15 protein-coding genes, 2 pseudogenes and 1 riboswitch are annotated in these 16721 nt (G+C 69.7%); of the genes and pseudogenes, 11 read left to right on the top strand and 6 right to left on the bottom strand.

Annotated elements, in window-relative coordinates:
* Positions 1-38: 38 nt before the first annotated feature.
* On the top strand, positions 39-1085 hold the full coding sequence (locus ACFYX0_RS27330) for a Gfo/Idh/MocA family protein (RefSeq protein ID WP_388973930.1): 1047 nt from the start codon (positions 39-41) through the stop codon (positions 1083-1085).
* A gap of 176 nt (positions 1086-1261) precedes the next feature.
* On the top strand, positions 1262-2311 hold the full coding sequence (locus ACFYX0_RS27325; protein WP_388973928.1) for an aldo/keto reductase: 1050 nt from the start codon (positions 1262-1264) through the stop codon (positions 2309-2311).
* Positions 2312-2407: 96 nt separating this feature from the next.
* On the opposite strand, the gene ACFYX0_RS27320 is transcribed toward ACFYX0_RS27325, so the two are convergent.
* The gene (locus ACFYX0_RS27320) at positions 2408-3469 is read right to left on the bottom strand and encodes an AraC family transcriptional regulator ligand-binding domain-containing protein (protein WP_388973926.1); all 1062 of its coding nucleotides are present in this window, start codon (positions 3467-3469) and stop codon (positions 2408-2410) included.
* A 41-nt stretch (positions 3470-3510) separates the two neighbouring features.
* Here ACFYX0_RS27320 and ACFYX0_RS27315 point away from each other — a divergent pair, with 41 nt between their 5' ends.
* The 8 genes and pseudogenes from ACFYX0_RS27315 (at position 3511) to ACFYX0_RS27280 (ending at position 12316) form a co-directional block, all read left to right on the top strand.
* Complete coding sequence (locus tag ACFYX0_RS27315) at positions 3511-5268, top strand: FAD-binding oxidoreductase (protein WP_388973924.1); 1758 nt, start codon at positions 3511-3513, stop codon at positions 5266-5268.
* A 149-nt stretch (positions 5269-5417) separates the two neighbouring features.
* Positions 5418-6065 carry an HD domain-containing protein gene (locus ACFYX0_RS27310; protein WP_388973922.1) on the top strand — a complete coding sequence of 216 codons (648 nt, stop codon included), beginning with the start codon at positions 5418-5420 and terminating at the stop codon, positions 6063-6065.
* A gap of 8 nt (positions 6066-6073) precedes the next feature.
* Positions 6074-7063, top strand: a complete 990-nt coding sequence (locus ACFYX0_RS27305) for a GlxA family transcriptional regulator (protein WP_388973920.1) — start codon at positions 6074-6076, stop codon at positions 7061-7063.
* A 144-nt stretch (positions 7064-7207) separates the two neighbouring features.
* On the top strand, positions 7208-7918 hold the full coding sequence (locus ACFYX0_RS27300; protein WP_388973918.1) for a DUF6215 domain-containing protein: 711 nt from the start codon (positions 7208-7210) through the stop codon (positions 7916-7918).
* Between the two features lie 45 nt (positions 7919-7963).
* Positions 7964-8031, top strand: a riboswitch (Fluoride riboswitch).
* 368 nt (positions 8032-8399) lie between these two features.
* Positions 8400-9713 carry a PP2C family protein-serine/threonine phosphatase gene (locus ACFYX0_RS27295; RefSeq protein WP_388973916.1) on the top strand — a complete coding sequence of 438 codons (1314 nt, stop codon included), beginning with the start codon at positions 8400-8402 and terminating at the stop codon, positions 9711-9713.
* A 123-nt stretch (positions 9714-9836) separates the two neighbouring features.
* Positions 9837-10351, top strand: a pseudogene (locus tag ACFYX0_RS27290) (iron-siderophore ABC transporter substrate-binding protein); the annotation flags it as partial.
* A pseudogene (locus ACFYX0_RS27285) lies at positions 10318-11300 on the top strand (FecCD family ABC transporter permease). The pseudogenes ACFYX0_RS27290 and ACFYX0_RS27285, both read left to right, overlap by 34 nt.
* Before the next feature lie 218 nt (positions 11301-11518).
* On the top strand, positions 11519-12316 hold the full coding sequence (locus tag ACFYX0_RS27280; protein ID WP_388973914.1) for an AAA family ATPase: 798 nt from the start codon (positions 11519-11521) through the stop codon (positions 12314-12316).
* Here ACFYX0_RS27280 and ACFYX0_RS27275 read toward each other — a convergent pair.
* Positions 12201-12926, bottom strand: coding sequence for a flavin reductase family protein (locus ACFYX0_RS27275; protein ID WP_388973912.1), 726 nt, complete (start codon positions 12924-12926; stop codon positions 12201-12203). The genes ACFYX0_RS27280 and ACFYX0_RS27275 overlap by 116 nt on opposite strands.
* Before the next feature lie 280 nt (positions 12927-13206).
* Between ACFYX0_RS27275 and ACFYX0_RS27270 the strand changes: the two genes are divergently transcribed.
* Positions 13207-14139 carry a ketopantoate reductase family protein gene (locus ACFYX0_RS27270; protein WP_388973910.1) on the top strand — a complete coding sequence of 311 codons (933 nt, stop codon included), beginning with the start codon at positions 13207-13209 and terminating at the stop codon, positions 14137-14139.
* A 26-nt stretch (positions 14140-14165) separates the two neighbouring features.
* Here the strand turns inward: ACFYX0_RS27270 and ACFYX0_RS27265 are convergent, their stop codons facing one another.
* The 4 genes from ACFYX0_RS27265 to ACFYX0_RS27250 all read right to left on the bottom strand — a co-directional run bounded on the left by ACFYX0_RS27265 (position 14166) and on the right by ACFYX0_RS27250 (position 16527).
* Positions 14166-14747, bottom strand: a complete 582-nt coding sequence (locus tag ACFYX0_RS27265) for a CGNR zinc finger domain-containing protein (protein ID WP_388973908.1) — start codon at positions 14745-14747, stop codon at positions 14166-14168.
* Between the two features lie 313 nt (positions 14748-15060).
* On the bottom strand, positions 15061-15966 hold the full coding sequence (locus tag ACFYX0_RS27260) for an alpha/beta hydrolase (RefSeq protein ID WP_388973906.1): 906 nt from the start codon (positions 15964-15966) through the stop codon (positions 15061-15063).
* 95 nt (positions 15967-16061) lie between these two features.
* Positions 16062-16301 (bottom strand): hypothetical protein, encoded by a 240-nt coding sequence (locus ACFYX0_RS27255; protein ID WP_388973904.1) that lies wholly within the window; start codon positions 16299-16301, stop codon positions 16062-16064.
* Entirely contained in the window at positions 16222-16527 is a 306-nt protein-coding gene (locus ACFYX0_RS27250) for a hypothetical protein (protein ID WP_388973903.1), read from the bottom strand. Before ACFYX0_RS27250 ends, ACFYX0_RS27255 begins: the two co-directional genes overlap by 80 nt.
* Positions 16528-16721 lie beyond the last annotated feature (194 nt).

Genomic DNA, 16721 nt, shown 5'->3' with positions numbered 1-16721 from the left:
GTTCCGCACCCTGCGGCAGGCCTGCCACACTGATCCCCGTGTCCAAGGACCTCCGGATCGGGCTGCTCGGGGCAGCCGCCATCGCGCCGAGTGCGTTGATCAAGCCCGTGCGGCGGACACCGCGTGTCACCGTCACCGCCGTCGCGGCCCGCGACCGGACGCGCGCAGAGGCGTTCGCCCGCAAGCACGGAGTCCCCGTCGTGCACGCGGGCTATGACGCGCTGCTCGCCGACCCGGACGTGGACGCCGTGTATGTGCCTCTGCCCAACGGGCTGCACGCCGAGTGGACACGGAAAGCTCTCGAGGCCGGCAAGCACGTGCTCTGCGAGAAGCCGTTCACCGCCAACCGCGCCGAGGCCGAACGCGTCGCGGACGCCGCCGACGCCGCCTTCGAGCGCAGCGGCTTGGTGGTGATGGAGGCCTTCCACTACCGCTACCACCCGCTCGCCGAGCGAATGCGCGCCATCGTGGCGAGTGGCGAACTGGGGGAGCTGTGCCGCGTCGAGGCCGAGGTGTGTTTCCCCCTGCCCCGGTTCAGCGGCATCCGGTACAACTACGCGCTCGCGGGCGGCGCGACGATGGACGCCGGCTGCTACGCGGTGCATGTCGCCCGGCTTCTCGGCACCGGCGATCCCACGGTCACCTCGGCACGGATGACGACGCTGCGCAAGGATCCGCGCATCGACCGCGCGATGAGCGCCGAACTCAGCTTCCCGAGTGGGGCGACCGGGCGTGTTCGCGCGTCGATGTGGTCGCGCCGGGTGCTGTCGATCCGGGCCCGCGCGATCGGGTCGGACGGCGAGCTGAACGTGACCAACTTCGTGATGCCCCAGCTCTACCACCAGTTGACGGTACGTCTGGCGAACGGCGCCGGAGGACACACGGTGCGACGGGAGCGCGTCCCTCGCAACCCGTCCAGCTACGCCGGCCAACTGGCGGCGTTCACCGCCGCAGTGCTCGACGGCGGCCCGGTCATCACCTCCGCCAGGGATGCCGTCGTGACCATGGAGGTCCTCGACGGCGTCTACCGAGCCGGTGGGCTGCCGCTCCGCGGCGAGGCGAAGGACCAGGCCTCGGCGCCGTGACGGCCTCTTCCACCAGGCATCGGAAGGCGTGTTGACCTCGCCGGGGCGCCTGCCTTGCGTCCCCTGTGGTGTTTCGCCTCGACGGGCCCCCCGGGCGGGGCCGTGCTTGCCCTGGAGCGGACTCCAACTCGTAGAGTTCCGGCATTCCCAACCAAGCTGCTTTAAAGGAGAGTTGAGTGCGCTATCGCGTTCTGGGCGGAACCGGCCTCGAGGTCAGCTCGTACTGCCTCGGCACGATGATGTTCGGTTCCGTCGGCAATGCCGAGCACGATGAGTGCGTGCGCATCATCCACGCCGCGCTCGACGAGGGGATCAACTTCATCGACACCGCCGACATGTACTCGGCCGGTGAGTCGGAGACCATCGTGGGCAAGGCGCTGAAGGACCGCCGCGACGATGTGATCCTTGCGACCAAGGTCCACTTCCCCATGGGTGAGGGCCCCAACCGGGGCGGCAACTCCCGGCGTTGGATCGTCCGGGAGGTGGAGGACAGCCTGCGGCGGCTGGGAACGGACTGGATCGACCTGTACCAGGTGCACCGGCCGGACCACACGACCGACATCGAGGAGACGCTCTCCGCACTGACCGATCTTGTGCACCAGGGCAAGATCAGAGCGTTCGGCTGCTCCACGTTCCCCGCGGAGCACATCGTCGAGGCGTACCACGTGGCCGACCGCCGCGGGCTCCAGCGGTTCCGCACCGAGCAGCCGCCCTACTCGCTGCTGGCCCGAGGCATCGAGAAGCATGTGCTGCCGGTCGCGCAACGCCTCGGCATGGGGGTGCTGACCTGGAGCCCGCTGGGCTCGGGGTTCCTGACCGGTCGCTACCGGAAGGGCCAGGCCCTCGATCTGACCAGCGGACGTCCCACCCTGAACCCCGCCCGCTTCGATCCGTCGGCGCCGCGCACCGTCGCGAAGCTGGAGGTGGTCGAGCAACTCGTCGCCGTGGCCGAGGAAGTGGGCTGCTCGCTGCCCGAGCTGGCCATCGCCTTCCCGCTCGCGCATCCGGCCGTCACATCGGTGATCATCGGCCCGCGCACGATGGAGCAGCTGCGGAACACGCTCAAGGGCACGTCCGTGATGCTGGACGACGCCGTCCTCGACCGGATCGACGAGATCGTGCCGCCAGGAACCGATGTGTACCCCCCGGACGGTGTCTGGGCTCCGCCGTCGCTCACCACGCCGTCGCTCCGGCGACGTCCGGCCGACTCCAGGGCCGCTTCCTGAAGCGGGTGAACCCCCTGAGACTGAGGGCTCCGAGCGAATCGGGCGCCCGGCTCACGCCCCAGCGGGACGACGCCCGGCACGCATGCTCGCCGCGTGTCAGGGCGGTGGCCTCTTCGAGGGTGCGGTGCTTGTGCTGTGGGCGTGGTGCCGGCGGTAGGCGCCGGGGGTCATGTGGTGCCAGCGGGTGAAGGCGCGTACCAGGGCGGCCGCTCCGCTCAGTCCCACCTGACGCGCGACACCGTCGAGGGTCAGATCCGACGTCCTGAGCAGCTCCAGGGCACGCATGTGCCGTGCGTTGTCCAGGAGTTCGCGCCACGAGGTGTCCTCCTCGCGCAGGGCGCGGCGCAGGGTGCGGGGGCTGAGGAACAGGACGTCCCGCAGGTCCTCCGGGCCGACCCGGAAGAGGTCGGCCCGGTCCAGCCACCCGCGCACCCGCGCCCGTAGCGTGGCGGACGCCGGCAGACCGCCGAGCAGGACATCCGCGTGCCGGCGGTGCAGCGCGACCAGATCCGGGTCACTGAGCGCACGGGGGCGGTCCAGCTCCGCGGTGCGTACGGTGATGGCGTTCTCAGCGGCGTCGAAGGCGACCGGGCAGCGCAGAATCCCCGCGTACCGGCCCGGTTCGCCGATCGCCCGATGGGCGAACGCGACCGACACCGGCGCCCAGTCGCGCGCTATCCATCCCGCGGCGGTGACCATGCCGGTGACGACGGCCTCGACCTGCTGCGGATGCATCGCGCCAGGGACCACCATGGGCCGGTACACCATGCGCGACTGCCGGGGCCCGCGGTGCAGACTGACGACGCACGCCTCGCTCACCAGCGGGTGATAGCTGACCGCCGCTGCCGCCGCCTCCGCGAGGCTGGCGGAGGCGAGGACCAGATGACCGAGCACATGCAGATCGGCCGGTCGTAGCGAGGAACCCACGGTGAGACCCACGTACGGATTCTCGTCCGGGCCGAGGAGCCGCTCCCACAGCAGCCGGACGTCCGCGAAGGGAAGCCGCTGCGTGGGGGAGGCCCACGCACCGAGCGTGGTGCCGGCGCCCCCGGTGCCGTCGTCTCGCGGCCCGCGGGCGTGCGCCACCGCGTGTGCGTAGCTCGCGGCGACGGTGGGCCAGGCGGTGGCACGCAGGGCGGACGGTGCGGCGGCGCGCATGGCGGACAGTCAACGCCGGACCGGCCGCGCGCGTCAACACGGTGACCGACCAGGACAATGACGCCGGGGCCGTCCGGCTCTACCGTCGTGACCGGCTCACCCCGGGCGCGCTGCCCCAACCGGCGTGCGTCCAGGACGCATTCACCACCGACGACGGACCGGGAGCGGCGGACGACATGACCGAAGCACGACGCAGGAAGTTCTGGGGCTGGGGATACGAGGACGAACAGCCCGGGACGGCCGAGGCACAGAAGACGGCCGACCTGATCCGGTCGGTACTCGGCTTCGGCGCGCAGCATGTCCGAACACCCCCGACCGTGGCCGACCTTGACCTTCCCGCCCCGCGCCCGGCGATCCCGGACAGCCTCGCCCCCATCATGACGGCCGACCCCTACCAACGCGCCTCCCACGCCTACGGCAAGTCCTACCGGGACGTGGTGCGCGCCTTCCACGGGGACTTCCCGCACCCACCGGACCTGGTCGCCTTCCCGCGCGACGAGAACGACATCACCGCGGTCCTCGACTGGTGCCAGGAGGCCGGCGCCGCCGTCATCCCCTACGGCGGGGGCACCAGCGTCGTCGGCGGCGTCGAACCGACGGTGGACGACCGCTTCGCCGGCACCGTCACCCTCGATCTCGGCCGTCTCGACCGCGTGCTCGACGTGGACACGGACTCCGGATCGGCCCGCATCCAGGCCGGGGCCACCCTGCCACACGCCGATGCGCAACTGCGCCCGCACGGACTGACGCTGCGTCACTATCCGCAGTCGTACGAACTGGCCACCGTCGGCGGCTCCGTCGTCACCCGCGCCGGAGGACACTACGCCACCGGTCGCACCCACCTCGACGACTTCGTGCAGTCCCTGCGGGCCATCACCCCCGCAGGGCTGTGGGAGAGCCGCCGGGTGCCCGCCTCGGGGGCGGGACCGAGCCCCGACCGGTTGCTGATCGGGTCCGAGGGCATCCTCGGCGTGGTCACACAGGCATGGCTCCGGGTCCAGGAACGCCCCCGCTTCCGTGCGTCCGTGAGCCTGAGCCATCCCACGTTCGCCGACGGCGCCCGTGCGGCCCGGGCCATCGTGCGCTCCGGACTGCAGCCCGCCAACTGCAGGCTGCTCGACGCCGACGAGGCCCGGTTGAACGGCGCCGGCGACGGCCGCTCCGCCCTGCTGATCGTCGGATTCGAATCGGCCCATGCCGACCAGGAGGCGCTGCTCACCCAGGCGTTGGACTGCGCCCGCGCACACGGCGGGACACCGCTCGCGGCCCCTCGGGTCAGCGGCCCGCACCCGACGGACGGCGCGAGGTCCCACGTGGCGACCGGCGCCGAAGGGTCCTGGAAGGACAGTTTCCAGCAGGCGCCGTACCTGCGGGACGTCATGGTCGCCGCAGACATCCTCGTGGAGACCTTCGAGACCGCCGTCACCTGGGATCGCTTCGAGCAGTTCGACCAGCGCGTGCACCGAGCCGCCGAGCAGGCAGCCGCCCATGTGTGCGGGACGGCCGCCGTCCACCGCAGGCTCACCCACGTCTACCCCGACGGCGCGGCTGTCTACTACACGGTGCTGGCGCCGGCGCGCCGCGGGTCCGAGGTCGCCCAGTGGGACGACATCAAGGCCGCCGTGTCCGACGTCATCATCGACGCCGGTGGCACGATCACCCACCACCACGCGGTGGGCCGCGACCACCGTCCCTGGTACGACCGGCAGCGCCCGCCGCTGTTCGCCCGCGTGCTCCGGGCGGCGAAGCGGGAACTGGACCCGCACGGGGTGCTGAACCCGGGGGTGCTCATCGACTGAGCCGCACTCGAGACGGACTCCCGTCCGCCATGTCGGTATCTGTGGGGTGCACGTCCAGATCGCCATGGCGCGGCGGCGGCCCTCGGCGTCACGCTGGAGGTGTCATCGCCGAGTGGACGGCGACCGCAGACGGACGAAAGGCGGACACCATGGAGATCGACAGCGACAGGGTGGCGAACGTGGACGTGCCGCGCACCAAGGTGGCCCGCGAGGCGACGGAGCTCATCCGTGACACCACGAGCGAGCTCATCTACCACCACTCCCGCCGGGTCTACTTCTTCGGCAGCCTGCAGGGACGCAATCGCGATCTGAGCTTCGATCCGGAGCTGCTCTACCTCGGCGCCATGTTCCACGACGTGGGCCTGAACGAGAGCTTCCACAACAGCGGCCACCGCTTCGAGGTGGACAGCGCCGACGAAGCGAGGCGGTTCCTGCAGGCGCACGGAGTCCCGGAGGACAGCGTCCGGCGGGTCTGGACGGCGATCGCCCTGCACACCACGCCCGGGATCCCGGAGTTCATGGAGCCGGAGGTGGCTCTGGTCACCGCCGGGGTGGAGTACGACGTCCTGGGCATCGGATACGGCGCGATCCCGGAGGCGGAGCGGGCCGAGATCGTGGCCCTTCACCCCCGCCCCGACTTCAAGCGCCAGATCCTGAAGGCGTTCACCGACGGCATCCGCCCGAAGCCGGAGACGACGTTCGGCAATGTGAAGGCCGACGTTCTGGAGCACTTCGTCCCGGGCTTCCAGCGCGGCGACTTCGTTCGTACGATTCTCGAATCCCCGTGGAAGGAGTAGGACCGCAGGTGTCCCGCCGCAGTCACACGGTGGCCGTCGTCGCCTTCGACGCCGTCCAGCTCCTCGACGTCACCGGGCCGGTCGAGGTCTTCACGACCGCCAACCGCTACGGCGCGGACTACGACGTCCGGGTCGTCTCGCCCACCGGCGCCGATGTCGTCACCTCCTCGGGGCTGACGGTCGGGGTCAGCGGCCCGCCGTCCTCCCTTCCCCGCCGGATCGGCACCCTGCTGGTACCCGGGAGAAGGGACTGGCGGGCCGCCGTCGGCGACCCGGACCTGGTGGACACGGTCACGCACCTGGCCGGCCGGGCCGAGCGGGTGACCTCCGTCTGCGCGGGAGCGTTCGTTCTCGCCGCGACCGGACTGCTGGACGGTCGGCGCGCCGCGACGCACTGGGAACTCGCCCGGGAACTGGCGGTGGCCTTCCCGGGGGTGCGGGTGGAGAGCGAGCCCGTCTTCGTACGTGACGGCCATGTCGTCACGTCCGCCGGGGTCACCGCGGGCATCGACCTCGCGCTCTCCCTGGTCGAGGAGGACTGGGGAGCCGACGTGGCGCGCAACGTGGCCCGCCAACTGGTCGTCTTCATGGCCAGGCCTGGCGGACAGGCGCAGTTCAGCGCCCGGCTGGCTCCGGGGCAGCCCCGGCACTCGGCGGTGCGACGCGTCATGGACCACGTCGGAGCGGACCCCGCGGCCGAGCACACCCTCGAGTCCCTGGCTGACGTCGGGGGAGTGAGCGCCCGGCATCTGGGACGGCTCTTCCGTACCGAGATCGGCATGTCTCCTGGGCAGTACGTCGAGTCCATGAGGCTGGAAGCCGCCCAGGTTCTCCTGGAGAAGCGCGGCGACACGGTGGAGGAAGTGGCGCAGCAGGCGGGATTCGGTTCCTCGGAGTCCCTGCGCCGGGCCTTTCAGCACACCCTGGGCGTCTCTCCGACCACGTACCGTGCCCGCTTCCAGACCACCGCGGGCAGTCGCCGCGTCGTCGCGGCCTGAGGCACGCCCAAGCCCGGGCCGCAACCTCCGTAGCCGGGCGAGGCCGGCGTCGGCACCGTGGTGACAGTAAATCGCTGTGTTCGCCTGATGATCACGGGTTAGGGTCCCCGGGCCCGCATCGGGGGATCACAGCAGGCGGGGGACATGGTGGTCGAGATCGGCGGGCCCGTGAAGGGCGTGAACGCATGGGGGCAGGCCGTCGCGGCCGTGGTGCTGGTGGCGGCACTGGGCGTCGGTCTGTGGACGTTCGGGGAGACAGCGTCCGCGGACCGCGACCCGCGGCCCGCCACATGCTCGGGTGGAGAGCCCGAGAAGACGACAGGGGAGCCCGAGAAGACGCCGCGATACGTCTCCGGGGCGCAACTGTGCAAGGCGCTGAACCGCTCCGACCTCGCCGAACTGCTGGGTACGCCGGGGGAGACCGCGAAGACCGCCAGTGGCAGCGGCGGCTCCGTCAAGCTCGGCAGCGGCAAGGAGGTCGCCACTCCCTCGGCCCAGGTCGAGTTCGGGACCTACACCGTGACGTTGTCCGCCACCTATGACCGTCTTCCGGTGGCCGGATCCGCCGGGCTTCTGGGGGACGGCGCGCGACAGCGGACGGTTCTGGGCCGCCCGGCGGTCCTCTACTCGGACCGCGCCATCAGCATCCGTTTCCGTCTCGACGGAAGCGGCGCCCGGAGCGGTCCGGGCGTTCCGGCCCGCGCCCTCACCGTGGCGCAGGATGCGAAGGACAGTGGCGGCTCCTTCGAGGTGTCCCTGTGGCGCACGGACGGCTGGGTGCCGAACGACGCGGTGCTGCTCCGCGTCGCCGAGAAGGTGCTGCCGACGGTCCCGGGCTGGGCTGCCGAGGAGTGACGGCCTCGCCGTCGCTTTGACGCTCGCCCCGTCCACGGTCACCATGGACAAGGAGGCGATGGGGCTCGCCTTCAACCGCGGTGCACGTGGCCGCTGATGGCCTCTCCGACGGACCGTGCTGCTGGGCGCGCGACCAAGTGGAGGCAGCGATGATGATTGTGGATCGCGACCGCTCACCCCAGCCGGTATCTCCGGCCGCCTTCGTCGCGCGTATCTCACCCTCTGTCGACCGCCAGCAGGCCCGGCGGGCACCCTCCTGCCGTTGCGCCTCCACCGTCGGCCCGTGCACGGTGGCGGACGCGGCCTCTGCGGTGCAGCAGGGCGAAGGTGGGGCCGACTGCAGGCAGAGGTGCCCCCACCCCAGGTCCCGGCGCAGCGAGTGGACATGCTGCCTTCGTGATCTGCGATCGAGGCCGTAGCGATGAATGCGATGAAGGACGCGGCATCGGCAAGCCGGCCCGCCCCCCGAAGCGCCGGGTCCATGAGGCTGCGTCTCCTGGCGGACATCGGTGTCATCCTGGCCAGCAGCCTCGATCTCGACGCCGAGGAGGCCCTGCGTCGGCTCTCCCGTCGCATGGTGGCGCAGTTCGCCGACGCCTGTGTGGTGGATCTGCTGGACGGTGACCGCGTGCGGCGCATCGCCGTCACGCACCGCGACCCCGACCGCGCCGTTCGCGCATGGGGAGAAGGGGCGATCCCCGGCCTTGCCGACTCGGCCGACCCGCTGGCCCGGGTCCTGCGCGGTGCGGGACCGGTGGCCTTCGAGGCACCGGGGCGCACACGGGATCCGGGAACCCCCGTGGGCGTGGGCCCGGCGAGCCCGGGATCTCCGGCCGCCACACGGGACGCGGGATCCCCGGAGGCCGTCCAGGAGCACCTGTACCGTGTCCTGGAAGCCGGATGCGTTCTCATCGTCCCGTTGCGGGCCCGCAGCGAGACCCTCGGAGCACTCACCCTGACCCGCCCCCGCAGAGTGCCCTTCGGCGAGGAGGATCAGCAACTGGCCGTCGACGTCGGCCGCCGTGCGGGGCTGGCGCTGGAGAACGCCCGGCTGTACGCCTTCCAGCGCAACACCGCCGAACAGCTCCAACGCTCCCTGCTGCCGGACCTGTCCGAGATCCGCGGTATCTGGCTGTCGGACCGGTACTCCCCGGCCCGAGCCGGCGCCGAGGTCGGTGGCGACTGGTACGACGCCTTCACGCTGCCCGATCGATCGACCATGCTCGTGATCGGTGATGTCATCGGCCACGACCTCACGGCGGCCGTCCGCATGGGGCAACTCCGCAACATGCTGCGGGCTCTGGCTTACGACAGCGGCGACACACCGGCCGGGGTGATGTGCCGACTGGACCGCGTCATGCAGGGGATGACCTCCATCGAACTCGTGACGGCCGTCATCGCCAGACTCCACACCCCGAGCGCTGCCGGCCGGCCGCTGTCGTGGACCAACGCCGGGCACCCGCCACCCCTGCTCACCCTCGCCGACGGGACCACCCGGCTGCTGGAGGACGGGCATGCCCCGATCCTCGGTCTGGACCCGCCGCCCCGAAGGACCGATGCTCATATCGTCGTACCGCCCGGTGCCACCGTGCTTCTGTACACCGACGGGCTGATCGAGCGTCCCGGCGAGGACATCGGCTGTGGCCTGACCCGCCTGCAGCAGCGTGCGAGCGCCCTGGCCACCCAACCCCTCGACGCCTTCTGCGACAGTCTGCTCCTGGGGCTCGGGACCGGCTACCACGACGATGTCGCCGTGCTCGCCTTCCGCGATTCCCACATGGTGACGGCGGTCTGACGCCTCAGCGGACGGCGGCTCCCCCGACAGGACCGGCCGCCTGTGTGCGCAGGCCAGGATCGGCGCGTGCAAGGTAAGGCTTCCCTTGCTTTTGTATCGTGAACTAATTCGTGGGGGTCAGCCATGCCTTCTCGACGCCGAGGTCCCGTCGTCGTTGTTCTTGCCGTCGCCGCGTCGTTCTTCCTTGCGGGATGCGGCGGTTAACCGGCTGCGGGCGGCGGCTCCTCCGCCGCGACGGCCGCCGAAGGTGCGGGCAAGGCCTCGAAGTCGGTGGCCAAGGGCGGCAAGGACTTCGCCGCGGCGGCCAAGAGGACCGCGGAGTTCGGCACCGACGCCAAGCCCGGCCGGTGGCCCCGCACCATCCGTCATGCGATGGGCACCACCGTGATCAAGGCGCAGTCCAAGCGTGTGGTCGTCCTGGACGTCGGTGAGCTGGACAACGTTGTCTCGCTGGGCATCAAGCCCGTCGGCGTGGCCCTCACCGAGGGCTCGCCGAAGCTGCCGTCGTATCTGAAGGGCGCGGGCTCGCCCAGGAGCGTCGGCACCGTCAGCAGCCTCAACCTGGAGGCGATCGCGGCCCTCAAGCCCGACCTCATCCCCTCGGCTGCCAGTTGCGCGCCGCGGACTCCTACGACGAGCGGCTGTGGGGGTGCTCTATCTGTGCGTCGGAGAGTCGTTCGTCCCGCCGGCCCAGGTGGTCCGGGTACTGCTCGGCAGACCCAGGCCGGACCAACTGGTCATCGGCACCCTGCGCTTGCCGCGCCTGGTCGTCGGCCTGCTGTGCGGTGCCGCGTTCGGCATGGCGGGCGCCCTGATCCAGACCGTGGCCCGCAACCCGCCGGCCAGCCCCGACGTCATCGGCGTCACCCAGGGCGCGGGCGCCGCCACCGTGGCCGCGATCAGCTTCAACCTGGTGGACTACGAGCGGCTGCTCTACGCCTCGGTGGCTGGCGGTCTCGCGGCCGCCCTGCTGGTGTACGTCTTCGCCTGGCGGAACGGTCTGCACGCCTCACGCTTCGTGCTGGTGGGGATCGCGGTGTCGGTCGCGCTCGGTTCGCTGATCCAGCTGCTGCTGACCAAGGGCGATGTCCTCGTGCCCCAGCAGGCGAAGGTCTGGCTCACCGGCTCCCTCAACAGCCGGGGCTACGACCAGGCGAGGCCGCTCGCCCTCGTTTTGCTGCTGGCGGTGCCGGCCCTGTTCTGGGCGGTCCGGGCCCAGCGCGTCGTGTCGTTCGACGACCGGACCGCCACGGCCATCGGCGTACGACTGAACCGGGTCCGGCTCGGTCTGACCGCCCTCGGGGTCGTCCTTGCCTCCGTGGCGACGGGCGCCTCGGGGCCGATCGGCTTCGTCGCCTGCTCGCCCCGCAACTGCCCCGCCGGCTCCCCCGCGCTCCGCAGATCCCGCTGCTCCCCACAGCACTGACCGGCGCGTTCGTCGTCGTGGTCGCGGATCTGCTGGCCCGCCGTCTGTTCTCCCCCTTGGAGCTGCCCGTGGGCGTTCTCACCGCCGTCGTGGGAGCCCCTTACCTGATGTGCCTGATCTCCCGCTCGCGCAACCGCGGCCGTACCGGGAGCGCTTCGTGACGATTCCCCCTCCGGTCACGGCCACGGACCCCACCCCGGTCTAGGAGGGACGCACCACCCGTGGCGGACTGATCCACCGCACCCTCCGGGGCGACACCACCCGGCGGACGATCCGCAACTGCGAGCGAGAGGCGCAGGTTTGGGCCACCGCGCCGGTGGGGCGTCGCTGGCGTCACCTGTCCCCGCCCCGGGAACTGCCGAACGTCTAAGGTTGTCGGATGGGTGGTTTGTTCGGCCGTGACGAGGAATGCGGCCGGTTGCGCGAGGTTCTTGATCATGCCGATAAGGGCATGAGCGGAGTTCTGGTGTTGCGAGGCGCGCCGGGGGCGGGGAAGAGCGCTTTGCTGGACCACGTCGAGGCCCTGGCGGCGACCCAGGAGTTCGAGGTCATGCGCTTCTACGCGGTGGAGTCCGAGGCCGAACTGGGATTCGCCGCCCTCCACCAACTGCTCAGGCCGTATGTGGCACAGCTCGGACAGCCTCCTTCACCCCAGGGTGACGCGCTCGCCCGCGTCTTCGGCCTGCAGGAGCGGACCTCCGCACCGGACCGCTTCCTCGTCGCCCTTGTGGCTCTGGGGCTCCTTGCGGCACGTCCCGGCACGCGCCCGCTGCTGTGCCTGGCGGACGATGCCCACTGGCTGGACCAGGAGTCCGCCGAAGCGCTCTCCTTCATCGCGCGACGGCTGTACGCCGACTCCGTCGCGATGGTCTTCGCGGTGCGCGACGGGCACGTCGATCATGGGCATGGGGCGATCCTCTCCGTGACTGACGGCCCGCGTCTGCAAGGACCGTCTCCGATGATCATGCTTGGCCGAGGTGTCCTGACGAGAGCCCGTCACGTACGTAGTCCTGGCGAGAGAACGCGTAGGCCGCTTCAGCGTGTGTCGGTGACGGCAGCCCTTACTTTCCGTGGGGGGACACGGCGCCGGAGGGGGACCACACATCGGTGTCGATCGGGGACCAGTCGGCCGGGTGCGTGTCCAGGCGCTGCATCCGACGGCCGTCCCGGGCCGTGAGCAGGTCCTTGTCCAGAGGCGTGGTGAAGACGTTGTCGACCAGCGTGTACTCGGCCGCGAGCCTGCCGACGGCCGGCAGGGCGGCGGTGTCGATCCGCCCGCGCTCCAGATAGAGATCGTCCCGGACGTGGAAGCGCACCACCCTGCCCCACACCACATGATCGACCCCGTCGTCCCCGACCGGCATGATGCGGTCCACGACACACTCGAACGCGATCGGCGCCCCCTTGACCCGGGGCACGCGCACCACCTCCGACGGCGCCTTCTCCAGCCCGAGCGCCTCGAACTCGTCCACCTCCGGGCCGAACGCGAACGCGGAACCGTGCATGGCGTCCGCCTGCGGCAGCGTCGCCAGGTTGGTGACGAACTCGCCGGTGTCACGGAGGTTGACGAAGGTGTCCTTGAGCGTGTCCCCGTCCTGCCGCGGCTGCAGGGTGATCGAGACCATGGGCGGCTTGCGCCCGACGGCGGTGAAGAAGGAGATGGGCGCGAGGTTGGCGACGCCGTCCCTGGACACTGTGCCGACCCAGGCCACAGCGCGCGGAATGATGCTCCCGATCAGCAGTTTGTAGGCGTGAGTGGCGTCGAGTTCGGCAGCGTCAATGATCATCGGAGATCCTCCTTCACTTGGGGTGCGGCACGGCCATTGCCTGAGAGTCGACCCTCGTGGCTCCGCCGGGCCGGAGGCCGGTGTCCGTGCTCCGCCATCGAGCTTGTAGGCATAAGTGTAGAGTTTTCACATATGTCGGGCAAGGAAGGGTGACCAGCTTGACATAGCCTTGAGTGCGAAGATGCAGAGAGCCATGGAAATGGCTGTAGCGTGATTGCTTCTAACGCGACGCAAGAACTACGGCACGTCAGCGCGTGTGCCGTGAGAGGAGCAGTGGCTCATGAAGATCCTGGTGGTGGGTGCCGGAGCGACCGGGGGCTACTTCGGGGCCCGGCTCGCCCAGGCCGGCCGGGATGTGACCTTCCTGGTGCGAGCCGAGCGTGCGGAGCACCTGGCCCGACACGGACTGCGGATCGTGGGCCTGGGGGAGCGGACGGTACTCGCTCCGAACACGGTCCAGGCCGGGAAGATCGAGAGTCCCTACGATGCGATCCTGCTGTCGGTCAAGGCCAACGGCCTGGAGCAGGCCATCGACGACATGGCACCCGCCGTCGGTCCCGACTCCCTGATCATCCCCGTCCTCAACGGCATCCGTCATATCGATGTCCTGGCCGCACGGTTCGGCGATGACGCGGTGCTGGGCGGCGTGGCCAAGGTGGCGACCACCCTCAACGCCGACGGTGAGATCGTCCGGCTGGCCGACATCCAGAGCCTGCGCTACGGCGCTCGTGGCGATGCGGCCCCGGCGCGCCTCGGGGAACTGCACCGCTCCCTGAGCGATGCCGGATTCTCGACCGGTCTGTCCGAGGACATCGACGCGGAGATGTGGGCCAAGTGGGTCTTCATCGCCGCGGTCGGAGCAGTGACCTGCCTGATGCGGGGAGCGGTCGGGGAGATCGTCGCCGTTCCCGGCGGAACCGCATTCGCCGAAGGCGTGGTCAACGAGTGCGCCTCGATCGCTGCGTCGGCCAGCCACCCCGTGCCGGCCCCGGCCCTGCAGCAGACACTGGCGACCGTCACGGAAGCCGGCTCGTCGACCACCTCGTCCCTCTACCGCGATGTGGCGACCGGCCGTAGTGCCGAGGTCGAGCAGATCCTGGGAGACCTGGTGTCACGTGCTCAGGGGTTCGGGCTCGCTGTCCCGTTGCTGGAGCTGAGCACGATGCAGCTTCGCGTGCACCAGAACCGAATCGAGTACGCCCGCCTCGTATGAGGCGGGCGGGACTGTCGCTTGGCCCTCTAGACCCTCTGGGCCCGCTGGCGTGCCCGGTAGGCTCGCAGATTCGCCGCGTTGCCGCAGATCTTCACGTTGTGCCAGACCCCGCTGTTGTTGCGTGACCTGTCGAAGAACATCGTTCCGCACCGGTCGTTCCGGCACATCTTCAGCCGCTGCCAGGCCTCTGCCTGCTGGGCTAGGAAAACCTCGATCAGGGTCAGGGCCGCCACGCGCCGCCAGCCGGTGCCGCGCGGCTCCAAGCGGACCTGACCGTCCCCGCTCAGCTGTATCGCTGTGGCCGCAGTGTGCAAGGGGGGAAGTGTGTCATCGTCGCCCCGGGCCACGGCCTGGCGCAGATCATCACGGAACCCTCGAAGCTCTTCCTGATCGTGCGCTTCCAGCTGGATCCCGGCCACGGGGGTACCTGTGACCTCGCCCCAGTGTTCCAGAGCCTGATCGAGCCAGGCCTGGGCGTCGCCGAGGTCGGCGAGGAGATCCTTCATACGGGGCTTACCGGCGGAGATCGTGTTCATGAAGTCCTGCACGAAAGCGAGCCCTGCCGGGGCTGGCTCAGTGCCGTACCGACCCGTGGCCGACCAGCTCATGTGGATCACTTCCTGCAGTCTGTGTAATTCTTAGCGACATAAGCATACGCCTTTTCGTCAAATCTTGTACGAGGCGTGAGGCGCCAGGTGTAGACAGACCTCCGGGACTGTGCAGGGCCAGGGGCCGGTCAGGGGCGGGGATGCCGCCGGACGGGTCCCCTGAAGGCAACATATGTGTCTTAGAGACGTCTATGCTGGACCCTCCACGCCGTCGCAGTCACGGCCGGCCGGCCTTCGGGCCGGCGTCGGGGTGGGAGCAGCGCCGCGGCCTCTCCGCCCGCTCAGGCGCTGCCCCGGAGACCATTGCCCGGCCTCACGCCGGTTGGGAGAGATGCTCGCAGAACCACTCGGTGGCGGCTTCGCTGGTGGGCTCGAAAGCTGTCACATAGGAGTCGAAGTGATCCCCGGGGAAGATGGCCAAGCGCTTGGGCTCCAGGGCGCGCTCGTACGCGGCGAGCGCGAGATCGCTGGGAGTGACCGTGTCCGTCCTCCCCGCGACCATCAGCAACGGCGTCGGTGATACCCGAGTGACCCAGGCTCCTGGCTCGTACATCTGCGCCTTGCGTGGACCGCAGCGTGACGTACTTCGGTTCTTCGACCGACGGCGGGAGCGAGAAATGAGCGTCGGACTCCGCCATGCCCCGGGAATGGTAGGCAGGCAGCCTGGACGTTCGGATCGAGGCTGTTGAGGAGCTGATATGCGGGTTGCTTGCCCGCCAGTTGAGCGCGTTCGTCGTCGTTGAACAACTCCTCCAGCGCCTGCTCGCGGTCGGCGGGCACGCGCCGTAGGCCCTGCTCGAAGCCGCTGATCGTCGGCACCTGCGCGACTGCCGCCCGGATGCGTCGATCGGTGGCCGCCAGGACGATGGCCCCAGGCGTAGCTTGAACCCCATATTCCGAGTCGGTCGGCATCAACGTCGTCAAGGCTCTCCAGGAACGAGATCGGCCGCCGCCAGTCGGCTATCTGCTGCCAGGGATCGATGTCACCACGGGGCTCACCACCGCTGAGACCGAACCCACGGTGGTCATGGACAAGAACGACGAAACCTGCCGGGCTGAAGCGTTCCGCACACCCCTGCATGCCACGGTATTTCACGCCGCCGAAGCCGTGTGCCATCGTGACCGCCGGGAACGGGCCATCGCCGGTCGGCGGACGGAATATCCAAGCGTGCAGCGATATGCTGCCTTCAGTAGGAATGAATGCATCCTGGTAGCTCATGAACCGTTCACCCCTTTTATGTGGTCACCGACTTGTTCACCAAGTCGCCGGCCCGCCACCCTCCTTCCGAACGGCTGCGCCTTGTGGCCGCTTCCTCAGCTCGCCGCTCGCCAAGCCGCGTCCAACGAATCCTCTGTCGTGGGTACGAGCTGAATGCCCACCACCCGCCACCCCGCAGCCCCGCGATCGACCTCGAAATGAACGGCGAGACGTTCGATCTCACTGTTGTCCGTGCGGCACCGTGACCAGATGACCTCAATAGCCGCACCGGCGGCGTGATAGACCTTCACCTTGCGATCCGGAACATCCGTATGGGAATAGCTCTGTGCCCGCAACTCCGTTTGAGTGCGTTCCAGCCAGGCCGGTGACGGCGTCACTGCCGAGCAGCCAGTCCTGTGATGTGGGGCTGCTGATGTGCAGCGGCGCGGACCAGTAGTCGAGGATGAAATCCGGCGCACGGTGAATCGTGCCGCTGCCCACTCCTACCCAGGTGGGCAGATAGTCCTCGAAAAACCAGTGCGTGACCTCAGCGAGGACACTGTCACTACGTTCGCCGTCCACGTAGTTGCCTTTCGTCTCGACGGCAGAGGCTATGCGGGCTGGTCGGAGAGCAGCGCGAGTGCGCTGTACCAGACTCTGCGTGTCTGCTCAAGAATTTCTGGGGCGTCTGAATGCTCTCTGTTCTTGTGGCCCGCGACAACCGCGCTCGGGCGTAGCGCGGATACGGTGTCAAGCGCAGCGAGCCACTTCTCGAT

It is taken from the genome of Streptomyces sp. NPDC002573 (genome assembly GCF_042889625.1).
Taxonomy (GTDB): domain Bacteria; phylum Actinomycetota; class Actinomycetes; order Streptomycetales; family Streptomycetaceae; genus Streptomyces; species Streptomyces gibsoniae.
Note: the sequence above shows the minus strand (reverse complement) of the source record. Positions and strands in the feature narration are given on the sequence as shown.

What these genes read in the sequence shown, in the direction of transcription:
- ACFYX0_RS27320 (WP_388973926.1), bottom strand. Translation starts at nt 3,469, where the DNA reads ATGCGCGCCGCCGCACCGTCCGCCCTGCGTGCCACCGCCTGGCCCACC.
- ACFYX0_RS27310 (WP_388973922.1), top strand. Translation starts at nt 5,418, where the DNA reads ATGGAGATCGACAGCGACAGGGTGGCGAACGTGGACGTGCCGCGCACC.
- ACFYX0_RS27300 (WP_388973918.1), top strand. Translation starts at nt 7,208, where the DNA reads ATGGTGGTCGAGATCGGCGGGCCCGTGAAGGGCGTGAACGCATGGGGG.
- ACFYX0_RS27295 (WP_388973916.1), top strand. Translation starts at nt 8,400, where the DNA reads ATGAGGCTGCGTCTCCTGGCGGACATCGGTGTCATCCTGGCCAGCAGC.
- ACFYX0_RS27280 (WP_388973914.1), top strand. Translation starts at nt 11,519, where the DNA reads ATGGGTGGTTTGTTCGGCCGTGACGAGGAATGCGGCCGGTTGCGCGAG.
- ACFYX0_RS27275 (WP_388973912.1), bottom strand. Translation starts at nt 12,926, where the DNA reads ATGATCATTGACGCTGCCGAACTCGACGCCACTCACGCCTACAAACTG.
- ACFYX0_RS27270 (WP_388973910.1), top strand. Translation starts at nt 13,207, where the DNA reads ATGAAGATCCTGGTGGTGGGTGCCGGAGCGACCGGGGGCTACTTCGGG.
- ACFYX0_RS27265 (WP_388973908.1), bottom strand. Translation starts at nt 14,747, where the DNA reads ATGAGCTGGTCGGCCACGGGTCGGTACGGCACTGAGCCAGCCCCGGCA.
- ACFYX0_RS27260 (WP_388973906.1), bottom strand. Translation starts at nt 15,966, where the DNA reads ATGAGCTACCAGGATGCATTCATTCCTACTGAAGGCAGCATATCGCTG.